This window comes from Paenibacillus konkukensis, from assembly GCF_023523925.1.
Taxonomy (GTDB): Bacteria; Bacillota; Bacilli; order Paenibacillales; family NBRC-103111; genus Paenibacillus_S; species Paenibacillus_S doosanensis.
This window is the reverse complement of sequence record NZ_CP027059.1, coordinates 2,889,384-2,905,000: the sequence shown is the minus strand read 5'-3', so window position 1 is coordinate 2,905,000 and position 15,617 is coordinate 2,889,384. Positions and strand designations below refer to the sequence as shown.

Here is a 15,617-nt window from a genome sequence, read left to right as displayed (position 1 = left end):
CATTGTCAAGAGGGAAACAGCCCAGACCATCAGCTAAGGTCCCCCAGTGTGTGTTAAGTGGGAAAGGATGTGGAGTTGCGCAGACAACCAGGATGTTGGCTTAGAAGCAGCCACCATTGAAAGAGTGCGTAATAGCTCACTGGTCGAGTGACTCTGCGCCGAAAATGTAACGGGGCTAAACACACCACCGAAGCTATGGATTGTAGATTTTATCTACTCTGGTAGGGGAGCGTTGTGTATAGGTTGAAGGTGTACCGTAAGGAGCGCTGGACAGTACACAAGTGAGAATGCCGGTATGAGTAACGAAAAGATCAGTGAGAATCTGATCCGCCGAAAGCCTAAGGGTTCCTGAGGAAGGCTCGTCCGCTCAGGGTAAGTCGGGACCTAAGGCGAGGCCGAAAGGCGTAGTCGAAGGACAACAGGTTGAAATTCCTGTACCACCGTGAACCGTTATGAGCGATGGGGTGACGCAGAAGGATAGTGACGCGGGCTGATGGATGCCCGTCCAAGCAGAGAGGCTGATGTGTAGGCAAATCCGCACATCGCACAGGCTGGTCTGTGATGGGGAGTGAAAATAACAGTAGCGAAGGTCATGAGTTCAGGCTGCCAAGAAAAGCCTCTAGCCAGGGAGAAGGTGCCCGTACCGCAAACCGACACAGGTAGGCGAGCAGAGCATGCTAAGGCGCGCGGAAGAACTCTCGTTAAGGAACTCGGCAAAATGACCCCGTAACTTCGGGAGAAGGGGTGCCTCGGTAGGGTGAATAGCCCGAGGGGGCCGCAGTGAAAAGGCCCAAGCGACTGTTTAGCAAAAACACAGGTCTGTGCGAAGCCGCAAGGCGAAGTATACGGGCTGACGCCTGCCCGGTGCTGGAAGGTTAAGGGGAGTGGTTAGGGAGCAATCCCGAAGCTATGAACCGAAGCCCCAGTAAACGGCGGCCGTAACTATAACGGTCCTAAGGTAGCGAAATTCCTTGTCAGGTAAATTCTGACCCGCACGAATGGCGTAACGACTTGGGCGCTGTCTCAACGAGAGATCCGGTGAAATTTTAATACCTGTGAAGATGCAGGTTACCCGCGACAAGACGGAAAGACCCCATGGAGCTTTACTGCAGCTTGATATTGGACTTTGGTACGATCTGTACAGGATAGGTGGGAGCCTAAGAAGCATGAGCGCCAGCTTGTGTGGAGGCGACGTTGGGATACCACCCTGATCGTATCGGAGTTCTAACCTGGTACCGTAGATCCGGTATGGGGACAGTGTCAGGTGGGCAGTTTGACTGGGGCGGTCGCCTCCTAAAGCGTAACGGAGGCGCCCCAAGGTTCCCTCAGAATGGTTGGAAATCATTCGAAGAGTGCAAAGGCAGAAGGGAGCTTGACTGCGAGACAAACAGGTCGAGCAGGGACGAAAGTCGGGCTTAGTGATCCGGTGGTACCGAATGGAAGGGCCATCGCTCAACGGATAAAAGCTACCCTGGGGATAACAGGCTTATCTCCCCCAAGAGTCCACATCGACGGGGAGGTTTGGCACCTCGATGTCGGCTCATCGCATCCTGGGGCTGAAGTAGGTCCCAAGGGTTGGGCTGTTCGCCCATTAAAGCGGTACGCGAGCTGGGTTCAGAACGTCGTGAGACAGTTCGGTCCCTATCTGTCGTGGGCGTAGGAAATTTGAGAGGAGCTGTCCTTAGTACGAGAGGACCGGGATGGACGTACCGCTGGTGTACCAGTTGTTCCGCCAGGAGCATGGCTGGATAGCTACGTACGGACGGGATAAGCGCTGAAAGCATCTAAGCGTGAAGCCCCCCTCAAGATGAGATTTCCCAGTAAGTAAGACCCCTTGAAGACGACGAGGTAGATAGGTTCGGGGTGGAAGCGCGGCAACGTGTGGAGCTGACGAATACTAATCGGTCGAGGGCTTAACCTAGTTCCCAAGAAAGTGAAGAGAAGCTTCGAAGCTGATTCCAAATACTTTCTCGGGGCCCGGAAACAAACCGGGAAGAACAAATAACCATTGCTCAACAACGCGCACGAGTTTCGTATCTAGTTTTCAAGGCGCAAGCCTTGAACAAGCTACACCGTTTGGTGATGATGGCGGAGGGGAACCACGCGTTCCCATCTCGAACACGACCGTTAAGCCCTCCAGCGTCGATGGTACTTGAACCGAAGGGTTCTGGGAGAGTAGAACGTCGCCAAGCAAAAAGCAGTTGATCTTACGCAGATCAGCTGCTTTTTTTATTGTTTAGGAAATGATGCGCAGCAATATCCTGTGGATATCGGGGGGCTCCCCGGAAAGTAATGTCTACCCATAGAACGATCCCAGCGGAATGGTTAGACGCCGATCCAGCATAAGCTGGATGCGGACGGAATATGCTTCAGAGCATCACGTCACTTTTGGGGGATTGGTTCTGTGCATTGAAGATTACGAAGCAAAGAGGCCGACTCGGAAACAGACAACTCCGTCGAGATGGCTTTGCCAAAGCAGCGGATTCATTCTACTTTGCACCTCCTCCTTGAGCTACGGGATATCACATGGGTATAGAAAAATATCAAATTTTCATCCTTTTTGTGAGAGAATTTACATATCAAGGAAGGGAGGAAACACTCCTCTCCTCCGCTATAAAGAAATTGCACGAAGTGCATCACCCGTACCGCAAACAAGGACACCGATATTGCGCATTTCCTGAATGCCCTTATCATAGACCTGCGACATGGCGTCCTCCACCATCACAACCCGGAAGTCGCGTTCGCTCGCCTCGTACATCGAGGTTCTGGGGCAATTCGGGAAGTTGCAGCCTGTAAATACGAGCGTATCGATCCCGCGTTCCCGCAGAAATCGCTCCAGAACGGTTTGGTAGAAGGCGCCCCAGCGAGGCTTGTACATCACCCATTCCATCGGCCCGACAGCCTGCAAACCCCCGGGCAGCAGCTCGTCGGCTTTCAGAGCAACATACTCGGAAGAACGAATTTCTTGAACCAATTCTGCGCCCTCGGAGCCCGGAGCGACGATCTTGGCCCCGTTTTCAATAAGCTCTTTGCGGCATAGGTCGACGTTGGAGCCATCTTCTTTATAAAGGCGAATCACGTGAATGATAGGCAGGCCTTTGGCGCGGTAAGCGTCCAGCAGGCTCTTCATGTTAGGCAGCACTTGGGAGGTTCCCTTGATTTCCGCAGGGGCGCCGGGCAAAGTAAAATCATTTTGCGTATCAATCGTAATGAGAGCGGATGCGGACCATACCGGACTCGTGTAATTCATAACGTTCCTCCTCTTTTTTATAAAATAGACCGTCTATGGAGCCAATTCCATTATAACCTCATAATACTGACAGAAAAAGTCGTGATTGCATGATGATTTCGTTGGAGTTATTATCCGTTACTGTCTTTCTTGGTAAAGTTAAGCTTGTTCGCATACATCCCGCCCATATTGAATATAAATAGTTTTAAGTTCATAGATATGGAGATGTACGCGACATGGACAAGCAACAATCATCGTTTGTGCGGGGCACCTTTATATTGACCGCAGCCGCATTTATTACACGAATCCTCGGATTTTTGGGCAGCATCGTTTTGGCCCGGTTTTTAGGGCCGGAGGGGATCGGACTTTTGATGATGGCTCATCCTTTGGTACCGATGATGATTACGTTAACCAGTCTCGGTTTGCCGGTGGCTATCTCCAAGCTCGTCGCTGAAGCGGAGGCGCAGAGGGACGTGGCCAAAGTAAAGCGAATTTTGCAGGTATCTTTGTCGCTCACCGTCACGATCAGCATTGTTCTTACTTTAGGCACGTTCATAGGAGCCAAATGGATCGCTTCGTTCGTTCTGGCCGACCAGAGAGCCTACTACGCAATGCTTGCGATCATTCCGATCGCTCCGCTCGTCGCCATCTCGTCCGTACTGAAAGGGTATTTCCGCGGCAAGCAGAACATGACTCCGATCGCCGTCTCCGATGTAATCGAGAATATCGTCCATATTCTTCTGATCATGGGGCTGGTGCAATTGCTGCTTCCTTACGGAATCGAGTATGCGGCCGCCGGAGCGATGATCTGTACGGTGATGGGGGAATGCAGCAGCTTGCTGTTTTTACTGCTCATGTATATGCTTCATAAACGAAAGCACGGAGGTCAAATCGCGGACGGTTCTCCGCTGCCGGACAAAAAAAGAACGCTCTACGAGCTGCTGAACATCGGGCTTCCTTCCACCGGGCAAGGATTCATCAATTCGATCTACAGGGCGTTCAAGCCTACGCTCGTGATAAAAAGCCTGGCTATCGCGGGGATAGGGACTGCGGTCGCTACCAAGCAATACGGGTTGCTCGTAGGCTATGCGTTTCCGCTGCTAGTATTTCCGACGTTCATCATGCATTCCTTGTCGACTGCTTTAATCCCGTCGATTAGCGAAGCCAACGCTTCAAACAACCAGCGCTTGATCCATCAAAGAATCGATCAGGCGATTCAGCTTGCTTTTATAATCGGAGCTCCCTGCACGATACTGCTCTACATGTGGGCCATTCCGCTGACGACGACGCTCTATCACGCTCCGGAAGCCGGCAATTTGCTGAAGCTGCTTGCGCCGTTCTTCTTGCTTCATTACTTCGAAGATCCTCTTCATGCAATATTGCTCGGGATCGGCCGGGTGAAGACGGTGATGTGGAACTTCATTATGAGCACTTTGCTGCAGGCTATCGCGATGTTCATTTTAGGCTCCAAATGGGGGATCTACGGCGTGGCGACGGGCATTAACTTCGGCGTTTGCATCATTACGATGCTCAATTTTTTGTCGGTATCGACGTATGTCGGCTTTTCTCTCGATGTGCGTCATTATTTGAAAACGATACTTTGTTTAATTACGATGGCGTTTTGCGGGCAAGGCGCGTATGCGTTTTTGAGCCAATCCGGCTTTTCCCTGCCATGGGCCGTAACGGGAGCCATTACGGTTTCAATACTGACGTACTTGCTTTCCTTAATGGCGACCAATACGGTCCGGCTTTCGGAACGGAGAGGCTCCGCCAAAGGCTTTTTTACAAAGTGATCCCATTCACTTGGACCTGACCCTGATTTATTGACGTCCCCTTGTTCTCCTGACCGGAGACGGGGGATTTTTTGTTTGCGCCAGCTTAACGGCTTAAGAACAACATAAGGGAGCTCCCGCGATTAATGTCGCAGGCTCTGGAAATACTATGTTCTAAAGCGAAGAAACGGAAAATGGCACGTTAGGGGGAGTTCATGTTGGAAAACGCAGCGGCCGTACGCAGCTCCAAGCGGGGACGGTTATTAATCAGCATGGGAATCAGCTGGCTGTTCGACGCCATGGACGTAGGGATTATTTCCTTTGTCGTGGCCGCCTTGACGGTGCAATGGCATTTGACCCCTGAGCAGGTGGGGGTGTTCACCAGCATTAACTCGATCGGCATGGTGTTCGGAGCCGCTATCGCCGGCTATATGGCCGACCGCTTCGGGCGTAAATCGGTGCTTCTCTGGACGCTGCTTATTTTCTCGCTGGCGAGCGGGCTGTCCGCGCTGGCGACGAGCTTCGCCGTGCTGTGCCTGCTGCGGTTTATCGCGGGAGTCGGCTTGGGCGGTGAGCTGCCGGTAGCTTCGACGCTGGTGTCGGAGACGGTTCCGGCGGAGGAGAGAGGACGCACCGTCGTTCTGCTTGAGAGCTTCTGGGCGGGGGGATGGCTGGCTGCGGCTCTCGTTTCCTATTTTATTATCCCCATATACGGCTGGCAGGCGGGATTTCTGATCGGCGCGGTCCCGGCGCTGTATGCACTTTATTTGCGGCGTTCTATCGAAGATCCGCAGCGGTATATGCAATCCCGGGAAGCGGACAGGCCGACGGTGAGAGAGCAGTGGGCCTCGGTCTGGCAGGCGAAATACCGCCGATCTACGGTCATGCTGTGGATTCTATGGTTTACGGTAGTGTTCTCGTATTACGGCATGTTTTTGTGGCTGCCGACCGTGATGGTGATGAAAGGCTTCGGCTTGGTCAAAGGATTTCAATATGTGCTCATTATGACGCTGGCGCAGCTTCCGGGTTATTTTACCGCGGCCTATGCCATCGAGAGGTTCGGGCGCAAATTCGTGCTTGTGCTGTATTTAGTCTTCACGGCATTAAGCGCAATCTGGTTCGGCACGGCGCAGACGGAGGGGCTGCTGATTGCGGCGGGCATCTGCTTGTCTTTTTTCAATCTCGGAGCTTGGGGCGGCCTGTATGCCTATACTCCTGAGCTGTACCCGACGAGAGTGCGCTCGACGGGAGTAGGTATGGCGACTTCCTTCGGCCGCATCGGCGGCGTTATCGCGCCGCTTCTTGTCGGTCTGCTGGTGGCCAGAGGCGTGGAGCTGCAGATGATTTTTTACCTGTTCTTCGCATCCATCCTTATTGGAGCTTTGGCCGTTTTCTTCCTCGGAACGGAAACGAAAGGCGTAGAGCTGGAAGACTGAGGGATCGGCGGGAATATGAGAAAAAAGCCTGAACCCGTCTGTTCCTTCAGGAAAGGACGGCATTCAGGCTTTTTGGGGCGCTATTCGAGAGAAAGCAGGAAAGCTTAATCCAATGTAATCTGCTCGCCCGGCCGGAGCGCTTTGCCCTCGATGCCGCGGGCTTGGAGCAGGTCGACGAAGGCGCCACCGTCCTGCCGGATCAGCTCGAACGTATCGTAATGAACGGGAACGACCAGCTTGGCGCGGAGCCATTCGGCGGCGACGGCCGCATCTTCCGGTCCCATCGTAAATAAATCTCCGATCGGCAGAAATGCAAGATCAATGGCATTGCGCTCGCCGATCAGCTTCATATCGAGGAACAAATTCGTATCTCCGGCATGGAGAATCGTATGCCCGTTCCAGCGGATGATGAATCCGGCAGGCATTCCCGCGTATACGATCTCTTGCTTGCCGTGATCGATAATGCCGGAGCTGTGAAAAGCCTGCACCATCTGCAGCTCCGCAAAGCCGAGCGACAGCTTGCCTCCGATGTTCATGTCTTTTGTTTTGATGCCCTGCCAGCTCATGTAGGTAGCTAGCTCGTGAATGGCGATCAGTGTGGCATCGTTGGCTTTGGCGATTTGAACGGCATTTTGAATATGATCGGTATGAGCATGGGTCAGCAGCACATGCTGCACGCGAATGGAATCGGGATCGGCAACCGCCGCCGGATTATCCGTAAGAAACGGATCGATGATCAGCGAATGCTCGCCGTCAGACAGTTGGACGCATGAGTGTCCGTGATATTCCACTTTTAACATACTCTCACCTCATGATTAGATTTGGACAATATCTTCATTATAACGGACAGGGCCGCCGCCGTTCAAACTGCCGCAAAGAAGAAATCCGGTGCGAAAACAGGGATATTTTAGAATCAATTGGTAAATAGTAACTATTGTTGCGCGAAGGAGTGTACGTGAAACGGAGGAACCGGGATGAAAGACAAGGATGAGTTTTTACTGTCCATTAAGAAGCTCGACGATGAGATAAAAGAATTGACCTATTACTCCAAGCAAGATTGCGGCTGCTTCGAGCTGCTTCAACATAAATTGGATCATCTATGTCAATTCATGAATTGCGAGAAAAACAAAAAGCGCTGGAATCAATGGGCGAGCCATCCGGAGATCAGCGATCATTCGGCGGAGCTGAGAGAATCCTCGGTCAAGGCGCTGTGCGATGTGGAAAAATACCAGTCGCATTGCATTTGCAGAAGAGAGCTGGACATCAGCCGTTATTTGGAGATGCTGTCTCATTCCGTTAAACAGGAAATCTCCCCTTTCGGAATGGGTCCAACGTCGAAGGTGCTGTTCATCGGCTCGGGAGCGCTGCCCGTATCGGCCTTGACTATCGCCAAAGAGCTGTGTGTCGAAGTGATGTGCGTTGACATTGACATGGAGGCCGTCATATTGGGCCGGAGAGTGGCTGAGGCGTCCGGACTGGATTCGCTCGTATCGTTTTCCAATCAAAGCTTGCGGGAGTTGGACTTCGTGAAGCAGGCTACGCATATATGGATCGCGTCTCTGGTCAAAAACAAGCTGGAAGTGATTCAGGAGCTGCGGGATACGATGAACCCGGCGGCGAAAATTATTTTGCGCTACGGCAACGGACTCAAGTCCGTATTCAATTATCCGCTGGAGGAGAGCTTCTCCGAGGAGTGGGTGCAAACGCCGATCAGTCAGGAGCAATCGATTTACGACACGATGATTTTGGAGAAGGCCGAAGCTATGAGGTTTGCGATGAGGCATGTGGTCGGTTAAAGTGGCTGACTGTTCAGATAGATCGGGCATCCGGTAGCGTTCGGGTGCCCGTTTTTTCTCTGTTCAAATAATCTTGAACGGATCCAATCAACGTCTTTTGTAAAATGACGCACTCGATCCCTTTTTTCAGAAATACTTGATCCGTTTCGATAAGACCGAATTTGCAGAACCCGCGTCTTTTTTTGCATAAAAAAGAAATGTTCCGGTGAATTTACAGGATAGACAAAAGTTTCACGTGCACATCAGCTCGATCTTAATATTTAAAACCATTCCTTTAAAATAGAGGATTTCTTAAGCAGGGGGATTTCCCTATAATATTGAAAACCGGAAGTTCCCCGAGGGCGATGGAGACAATGGAGAAAAAAGCGTTCGAGGGATAACGGGCGCGCCCGCTGGACAGCGCTTACAACGGTTTTCCGGGAAGGAGGCGTCGTCTCGTGCATACCATAGTTCATATGGTTCACCAGTTCAATGAGTCCATGGAAGGAAAACGATTTTCTGCGTTTTGGATGAACGCTGTCGGAGTGATGGCCGCAGGGGCGTTCGTTAGAGCGCATTCCGCGAAACCCTGGAGCCGGCCAATATTGGCTTTGCAGCAAACGGTAACCGTCCGTTTGGTAGAGGAGTCTCACGCGATGGCCGCGATCCTCTCGATATTCGAGGAATACGGCATTCAAGTAGAGAGCGCGAGCGCGCTGGACGAGGGACAAAGGGCGGCTTTGGAGGCGCCGGTTTCGCATGTGCGCTTCCGGATCAGGGCGGATCAGCTCGAAACGGTGCTTGCGGCGCTTGAGCAAATCGTCCGGATGAAGCAAGTGTTATGGGTGGAAGCGAAAGGACGGTAACGGGAATAGAACAGGAGGAGCACTGGGAATGGAATATTATTACTTGGTTCGGGTCATTATCGCCGGAATTTGCGGGGCGCTGATCGGCTATGAACGCAAAAACCGGATGAAAGAAGCGGGGATACGAACCCATTTTGTCGTAGCGATCGGGGCATCCTTAATGATGGTGATCTCCAAGTACGGCTTTCAGGATCAAATCGGCTGGGCTAATCTTTCGCTCGACCCGTCCCGCGTCGCCGCGCAAATTGTAAGCGGAGTGGGCTTTCTCGGCGCCGGAATGATCTTTATGCATAAGCATACGGTCAAAGGCTTGACGACGGCGGCGGGCATTTGGGCTACGGCGGGCATCGGCATGGCTATCGGTTCGGGGATGTTTCTGATGGGCGGCGGAGCGACCGTAATCATTATTTTGGCGCAAATCATTTTGCACCGCAAATTCAATTGGCTGGCTTCTCCGAAGACGGAACAAGTCACGATGCAGGTCGTCAATATGGCGGGATGCATGGAAGGCGTACAGCAAATGCTGAAGCAAAAAAATATCGCCGTGCTCAGCCTGCAGGTGGAGGAGCATTCCGACGATCTGATCCATCTGGTTATGCTGGTAAGACTGCCGGGGGCTTACGGCGTCGAGGAGTTTTTATCGTTTATCGAACAGAACCGGTTAATTAAATCGATTGAGATTCATTGATTTTCATAGGCAAGCATAAATCAGGCCGTCCCTGCCCGTATCTTAGGCAGAGGACGGCCTGATCGCTATTTGCCGCTGGACTGCAGCTCCTGCCAGTAACGGCATAACGTGGCGATGCCTCGGTCGAAATTGTCCAGATGAAAATGCTCGTTCGGGGCATGCATATTTTCGCCGGGCAGGCCGAAATCCATCATGACGACGGGGGCTCCCAGAACGCGGGAGAACACTTCGACGATCGGGATCGAGCCGCCGCTGCGAATATAGACGGGCTCTTTGCCGAAGCCGTCTTCGTATGCTTTGGCGGCCGCCTGGATATACGGATGCTCGGGCGAGATGTAGAACGGCTTGCCGCGGTGCGTCTGCTGCACCTTGACGGTGACGCCGGCCGGCTTATGCTTCTTAATGTGCGCCTCGATCCGCTTCATGATCTGATCCGGGTCCTGGTGGTCGACCAGCCTGCAGGAGATCTTGGCGCCCGCCGTCGACGGGACGATCGGCTTCAGTCCCTCGCCTTGGTAGCCCCCGTATATGCCGTTGATCTCCAGCGTCGGCCTTGCCGTCGTCCGCTCCAGGAACGAGAAGCCGACTTCCCCGGTCAGCTCCGGCACGGCGAGTTCCTTCGCCTGCTTCGCATCGTCGAGCGCCAGCTCGCGGAACGCGGCGCGCTCCGCCTCGGACAGCTCGTTCACCCCGTCGTAGAAGCCTTCGATCGCAATATGGCCGTCGTCGCCGCGCATGGAGGCAAGCAGCTGCACGAGAGCGGTCGCCGGATTGGCTATGCCGCCGCCGTATAAGCCGGAATGCAGATCGTTCTTCGCTCCCTGAATATCGAGCTGGAACCCGCATAGGCCTCTTAATCCGTAGCAGATGGAAGGCGCGCCTTCATCATGCATCGGACCGTCGGAGATGACGATCGCATCGGCCTTCAGCCGCTCGGCTTGCGCTTCCAGGAAAGCGGGAAGGCTGGGACTGGCGATCTCCTCTTCGCCCTCGATGCAGAACTTTACGTTCACCGGCAGCGTGCCTATCGTGTTCAAATAGGCTTCCACGGTCTTTACATGTGTATAAAGCTGCGCCTTATCGTCCGTGGCGCCGCGGCCGTACAGCTTGCCGTCGCGGATCACGGGCTCGAACGGCGGCGTCTCCCATTGTTCAAGGGGATCGGCCGGCTGCACGTCATAGTGGCCGTAGATCAGCGCGGTCGGCTGGCCCGGCGCATGCAGCCAGTCGCCGTAGACGACGGGATGGCCCGCCGTAGACAGCACCTCGACATGCTCCAGTCCGGCCCGGCGCAGCGCATCCGCCAGCCATTCGGCGGCTTTGAGCATATCGGGCTTATGCTCCGTGCTGGCGCTAATGCTGGGAATGCGGACAAATTCGATCAATTCGGCCAAATGCCGGTCCCGGTGTTCGGATAAATAGGATTGAAGCTGGGAATCCATGAACAGCTCACCTCGAATACTCATTTTTTGGCGCGGAAATATGCTGAATCTTGCGGAAGCGGAAGCGGCTTCGATAAAGCTGCTTCCGCAGTTTCTTCTACTATATCATAATGGTTTCCGGATATAGAAACTTCAAGCGTCGATCCGTGCGAAAAGTGAAGAACCCGGGCTTCCAAAGCGCAAGAATTGTCAAGTTCCTGCGATCTGAGCATGTATTGTGTAGAACCGTCCGGATGGATTGCTATACAATAAGGTGGCGTATAAACCTGCCTCTACATGGGCGGCGAGTTAGCTTTGAAGTGCATCAATAGAGGTTTGGCACACTAGATAACAAAGGAGCTTCACAATGACAGAGCAGCAAATCGCCGGTTCGGAACCTGCGGCCGGTTCGATGAAGGAGGTTCGCATCCCCGTCTTTCCCGACAAATCCTGGCGCATTACGGATTTCGGCGCGAAGGGCGACGGAATAACCGACAATACCAAGGCATTCCAAGACGCCATCGAGGCATGCTCGGCAGGCGGGGGCGGGACGGTAGTGATTCCGGCAGGAATATGGCTGACCGGGCCCATACGGCTGCGAAGCAAAATAAGACTTCATGCGGAGCAAGGGGCGCTCGTCACTTTCAGCCGGAGCTTCGACGATTACCCGCTTATACGCAGCAACTATGAAGGTTTGGATGCGGTGCGGGCGATGCCCCCTATCTACGGAGAAAACTTGACGGATATTGCTGTCACCGGCGGCGGCGTGTTTGACGGCTCGGGCGATGCGTGGCGCTGCGTGAAGAAGCATACAATGACGGAGCGCCAGTGGAACGAGCTGATCTCGCAAGGCGGCGTCGTAGACGGCGGCGGATTATGGTGGCCTACGCAGGAGGCGAGCGAAGGCAGACGGGCGACGGAGGCGCTGCAGGCCGAGGGGCTGATGGATATCGCCTTATACGAGCCTTACAAGGTATATTTGCGCCCTGTGCTGGTCGGTTTCACCCGCTGCAACGGCGTGCTGCTCGACGGGCCGACATTTCAAAATTCGGGAAGCTGGTGTCTGCATCCCCGCTTGTGCGAGCATGTGACCATCCGCCGCGTGACGGTCCGCAATCCGTGGCATTCGGTGAACGGAGACGGTCTGGACCTCGATTCCTGCCGCTATGCGAACATACTCGACTGCTCTTTCGATGTCGGCGACGACGCGATATGTCTGAAGTCCGGCAAGAATGAGCAAGGCCGCCGCACCGGCGTGCCGACGGAATACGTGACGATCCGCAACTGTATCGTATACCACGGCCACGGCGGATTTACGGTAGGCAGCGAAATGTCCGGAGGCGTCCGGCATATCGAGGTATGCGATTGCATGTTTATCGGCACCGATAACGGGCTGCGCTTCAAGAGTACGCGCGGGCGCGGGGGATCGTCGAGAACATCCGTATTTCCAACGTCTGGATGAAAAATATCGGGAAAAGCGGCATCGTCTTCGACATGTATTACGAAATTCAGGACGATTATGCCGCTCCGGCTCCGGTGACGGAGGGAACTCCCTGCTTCCGCGACATTGCGATAACCGACACTTGCTGTCTGGGAGCGCGTCAAGGCATCTTTCTCCGCGGGCTGCCGGAGAGGGCGCTGCAGCGTCTGAGGTTCGAGCGCGTGACCGTCTCGTCGGAGGAAGGACTGGCCTGTATCGACGCTGAGGATGTGCTGTTTCGCGATGTGAAAATAATAGCGCGGACCGGGCCGGCATACCGGGAGCATAACAGCCGAGGCATCCGTTTTGTCGACGCGAGCGAAGCGGCAGTCCGATGAATCATCCATCTTCAATAAAAAAAGGAGATTTTCATATCATGAGCACAAGCGCCAGCAATACGCAAAAACCGGTATGGTATGCCGATTTGGGAGACGGCACTTACCGCAATCCGATCATCTACGCCGATTATTCCGATCCGGACGTGATCCGCGTAGGCGAAGACTTCTATATGACCGCCTCCAGCTTCAGCAGCACGCCGGGACTGCCGATCCTTCATTCGAAGGATTTGGTCAATTGGACCTTGATCGGGCATGCGATCCAGGAGCTGCCTGAAGGCTACGAGAGCGTAAGACACGGCGACGGCGTCTGGGCGCCAAGTTTCCGTTATCACGATGGGAAATACTGGATTTACTTCGGAGCCCCAGACGAAGGGGTATTTATGACGACGGCGACCGATCCGGCCGGACCGTGGACCCCGCTGCATTTGGTGAAAGAAGTTAAAGGCTGGATCGATACATGCCCGTTCTGGGATGAGGACGGCCAGGCGTATTTGGTCCATGCGTTCGCCAAAAGCCGCTGCGGCATTAAAAGCAAGCTCAGCATTTGCAAGATGAGCCCGGACGGCAAAAGCCTGCTCGACGAAGGGCGTATCGTGTTCGACGGAACGCAGAACCACGAGACGCTGGAAGGGCCGAAGCTGTACAAGCGAAGCGGCTATTACTACATCTTTGCTCCGGCAGGAGGCGTCTCGACCGGCTGGCAGACGATTCTTCGTTCCCGTCATATTTTCGGTCCGTACGAAGACCGGATCGTGCTCCATCAAGGAGATTCGATCGTGAACGGGCCGCATCAGGGAGGCTATGTGGAGCTGGAATCCGGCGAATCGTGGTTCCTGCATTTTCAGGACCGGGAAGCTTACGGGCGGATCGCGCACTTGCAGCCGATGAGCTGGGAGAACGACTGGCCGGTGATGGGGATCGATACGAACGGAGACGGGATCGGCGAGCCGGTGCTCACTTACCGGAAGCCGAACGTGGGCGCGGAGCATCCGTTTGCCGTGCCGGCGACGAGCGACGAGTTCGAGGATGGCAAGCTCGGTCTGCAGTGGCAGTGGCAGACGAACCATCGAGCCGAGTGGTATTCGCTCGACGCGAGGAAGAGCCGTCTGCGCTTGTACGCGGAGCCGCTGCCCGAAGGCGCGACGACGTTCTACGACGTCAGAAGCATGGTCAGCCAGAAGCTGCCCGCTCCCGTTCTGACCGCAACGGCAAAGCTGGAGTTCGTGCCGGGCGCCCCTCATGAACGGGCGGGACTAACCGTATTCGGACATGAATACCGTTATGTGGCGCTGGAGTCGACGGGGGAAGGCGTGCAGCTGCTGTTTGTCAAAGGCTCGGGCAATAAGCAGGGCTCTTCGGAGGAAGTGGCGGAGACGATCGCGCTGCCGGCCGGCGCCGGCACGGTTTATTTGCGGGTCCGCATCGTACTGGAGGCGCAGTGCACGTTTCAGTACAGCCTGGACGGGGAAACGTACATCCCCGTCGGCGATCGCTTCGAGGCTGTGCCGGGACACTGGGTCGGCGCCAAGCTCGGCTTGTTCTGCCTCCGGCAGCATCCAAGCGAAGCGGCGGGCCGAGGCTATGCCGATTTCGACTGGTTCCGAATCGAATAATGCGGCATGAAGAAGGGACCGGCGCATAGGCCGGTCCCCTGTTATCCGATCCTCCCGGCCGGTTTTAGGTTTTAGGGACGGATCGGATCATTTTCTTATAGGTGAGCGGCGCCATTCCCGTCACCTGCTTGAAGGTGCGATTGAAATGCGTAATGTTGGAGTAGCCGACCCGCTCGGCGATCTGAATGATTTTTCCGTCATCCTCCCTTAGCAGCCTCTGGGCTTCACGAATGCGCAGCGTATTGATATATTCCGGGAAATGAAAGCCGGTGGACCGTTTAAACAGACGGCTGAAATAGTATGGGCTGATGAAGAAGCGGGAAGATACCGATTCCAGCGTCAGCGGTTTGACGTAATTTTCGTTGCAGTAACCGATAATTTCGGACATTTTACCGTCCATAGGCTTGGGCGCAATTTGCTCGGCTTCCATGGAAATACGGGAAGTAAACAGGAGCAGTTGTACGAGCAAGGATTCAAAAAACAGGGATCGGCCGGGAAGGCTCGAATCCGCATATTCTTTCTTCATTTGGAACAGCAAATTCTCGATATAGCTTTGCTGCTGGTTATTAAACGGCATCACTTTACCGCTTGAACGAAACGGAGACAGCAGCAGCTTAAGCTGCTCGTCCGTAAAGCGGCCGAGGAACCGGTCCGTGAAATAAAGCACGGCGCGGTCGTGGCCCGCCCCGCCTTCGAGGGTTTTGTGAATATCGTTTTTATTGACGAATACAACGGAGCCTTTGGCCACGTGATATATATGATTTTCCAAATAATAAAAGCGTTCTCCGCCGAACAAATAATAAATTTCATAAAAATCATGGTAATGATACATGTCCATGGCCGGATTCTCCGCTTGCTTGGCAAAATGGATCTCGAAATCCGTTTTCATGAGCGGGTCCCTCCCTCACCGCTTAGCATATCAAAGCCTGCGATAAGCGCGCAAGAGCGGATGACCGAACCGGCGGCTGAATACGACTGATGAACCGGAAGGAGGAACGG

The 15,617-nt window shown here is 54.1% G+C and carries 12 protein-coding genes and 2 rRNA genes (1 of these 14 only partly in view); 10 read left to right on the top strand and 4 right to left on the bottom strand.

The genetic code is table 11. From position 1 onward, the window contains the following. Positions 1-1,921: ribosomal RNA gene (locus tag SK3146_RS12325) — 23S ribosomal RNA — on the top strand (it extends 1,004 nt beyond the left edge of the window). A gap of 154 nt (positions 1,922-2,075) precedes the next feature. After that, positions 2,076-2,192, top strand: a 5S ribosomal RNA gene (gene rrf, locus SK3146_RS12320). A 419-nt stretch (positions 2,193-2,611) separates the two neighbouring features. On the opposite strand, the gene SK3146_RS12315 is transcribed toward rrf, so the two are convergent. After that, positions 2,612-3,250, bottom strand: coding sequence for a cysteine hydrolase family protein (locus tag SK3146_RS12315; RefSeq protein WP_249865339.1), 639 nt, complete (start codon positions 3,248-3,250; stop codon positions 2,612-2,614). Positions 3,251-3,465: 215 nt separating this feature from the next. On the opposite strand from SK3146_RS12315, the gene spoVB reads away from it, so the two are divergent. Continuing rightward, a complete protein-coding gene (spoVB, locus tag SK3146_RS12310; RefSeq protein WP_249865338.1) occupies positions 3,466-5,022 on the top strand; it encodes a stage V sporulation protein B in 1,557 nt (518 codons plus the stop codon). A 194-nt stretch (positions 5,023-5,216) separates the two neighbouring features. After that, positions 5,217-6,437 carry an MFS transporter gene (locus SK3146_RS12305; RefSeq protein ID WP_249865337.1) on the top strand — a complete coding sequence of 407 codons (1,221 nt, stop codon included), beginning with the start codon at positions 5,217-5,219 and terminating at the stop codon, positions 6,435-6,437. Between the two features lie 104 nt (positions 6,438-6,541). On the opposite strand, the gene SK3146_RS12300 is transcribed toward SK3146_RS12305, so the two are convergent. After that, on the bottom strand, positions 6,542-7,237 hold the full coding sequence (locus tag SK3146_RS12300; protein ID WP_249865336.1) for a metal-dependent hydrolase: 696 nt from the start codon (positions 7,235-7,237) through the stop codon (positions 6,542-6,544). Positions 7,238-7,411: 174 nt separating this feature from the next. Here SK3146_RS12300 and SK3146_RS12295 point away from each other — a divergent pair, with 174 nt between their 5' ends. The 3 genes from SK3146_RS12295 to SK3146_RS12285 all read left to right on the top strand — a co-directional run bounded on the left by SK3146_RS12295 (position 7,412) and on the right by SK3146_RS12285 (position 9,766). Then, on the top strand, positions 7,412-8,233 hold the full coding sequence (locus SK3146_RS12295; protein WP_249865335.1) for a nicotianamine synthase family protein: 822 nt from the start codon (positions 7,412-7,414) through the stop codon (positions 8,231-8,233). Positions 8,234-8,670: 437 nt separating this feature from the next. After that, positions 8,671-9,078, top strand: coding sequence for a hypothetical protein (locus SK3146_RS12290; RefSeq protein WP_249865334.1), 408 nt, complete (start codon positions 8,671-8,673; stop codon positions 9,076-9,078). Between the two features lie 28 nt (positions 9,079-9,106). Continuing rightward, positions 9,107-9,766, top strand: a complete 660-nt coding sequence (locus tag SK3146_RS12285) for an MgtC/SapB family protein (protein ID WP_249865333.1) — start codon at positions 9,107-9,109, stop codon at positions 9,764-9,766. A 65-nt stretch (positions 9,767-9,831) separates the two neighbouring features. Here SK3146_RS12285 and SK3146_RS12280 read toward each other — a convergent pair whose 3' ends face one another. Further along, positions 9,832-11,208, bottom strand: coding sequence for a dipeptidase (locus SK3146_RS12280; RefSeq protein ID WP_249865332.1), 1,377 nt, complete (start codon positions 11,206-11,208; stop codon positions 9,832-9,834). Positions 11,209-11,554: 346 nt separating this feature from the next. Here SK3146_RS12280 and SK3146_RS12275 point away from each other — a divergent pair, with 346 nt between their 5' ends. Genes SK3146_RS12275 through SK3146_RS12265 form a run of 3 tightly spaced genes read left to right on the top strand, consistent with a single transcriptional unit; the run spans position 11,555 to position 14,618 of the window. Next, on the top strand, positions 11,555-12,649 hold the full coding sequence (locus SK3146_RS12275; RefSeq protein WP_249865331.1) for a glycoside hydrolase family 28 protein: 1,095 nt from the start codon (positions 11,555-11,557) through the stop codon (positions 12,647-12,649). Further along, positions 12,646-13,005, top strand: a complete 360-nt coding sequence (locus tag SK3146_RS12270) for a hypothetical protein (protein WP_249865330.1) — start codon at positions 12,646-12,648, stop codon at positions 13,003-13,005. Before SK3146_RS12275 ends, SK3146_RS12270 begins: the two co-directional genes overlap by 4 nt. 38 nt (positions 13,006-13,043) lie before the next feature. After that, entirely contained in the window at positions 13,044-14,618 is a 1,575-nt protein-coding gene (locus tag SK3146_RS12265) for a glycoside hydrolase family 43 protein (protein WP_249865329.1), read from the top strand. A 64-nt stretch (positions 14,619-14,682) separates the two neighbouring features. On the opposite strand, the gene SK3146_RS12260 is transcribed toward SK3146_RS12265, so the two are convergent. Continuing rightward, positions 14,683-15,507 (bottom strand): helix-turn-helix transcriptional regulator, encoded by an 825-nt coding sequence (locus tag SK3146_RS12260; RefSeq protein WP_249865328.1) that lies wholly within the window; start codon positions 15,505-15,507, stop codon positions 14,683-14,685. Between the last annotated feature and the right edge of the window lie 110 nt (positions 15,508-15,617).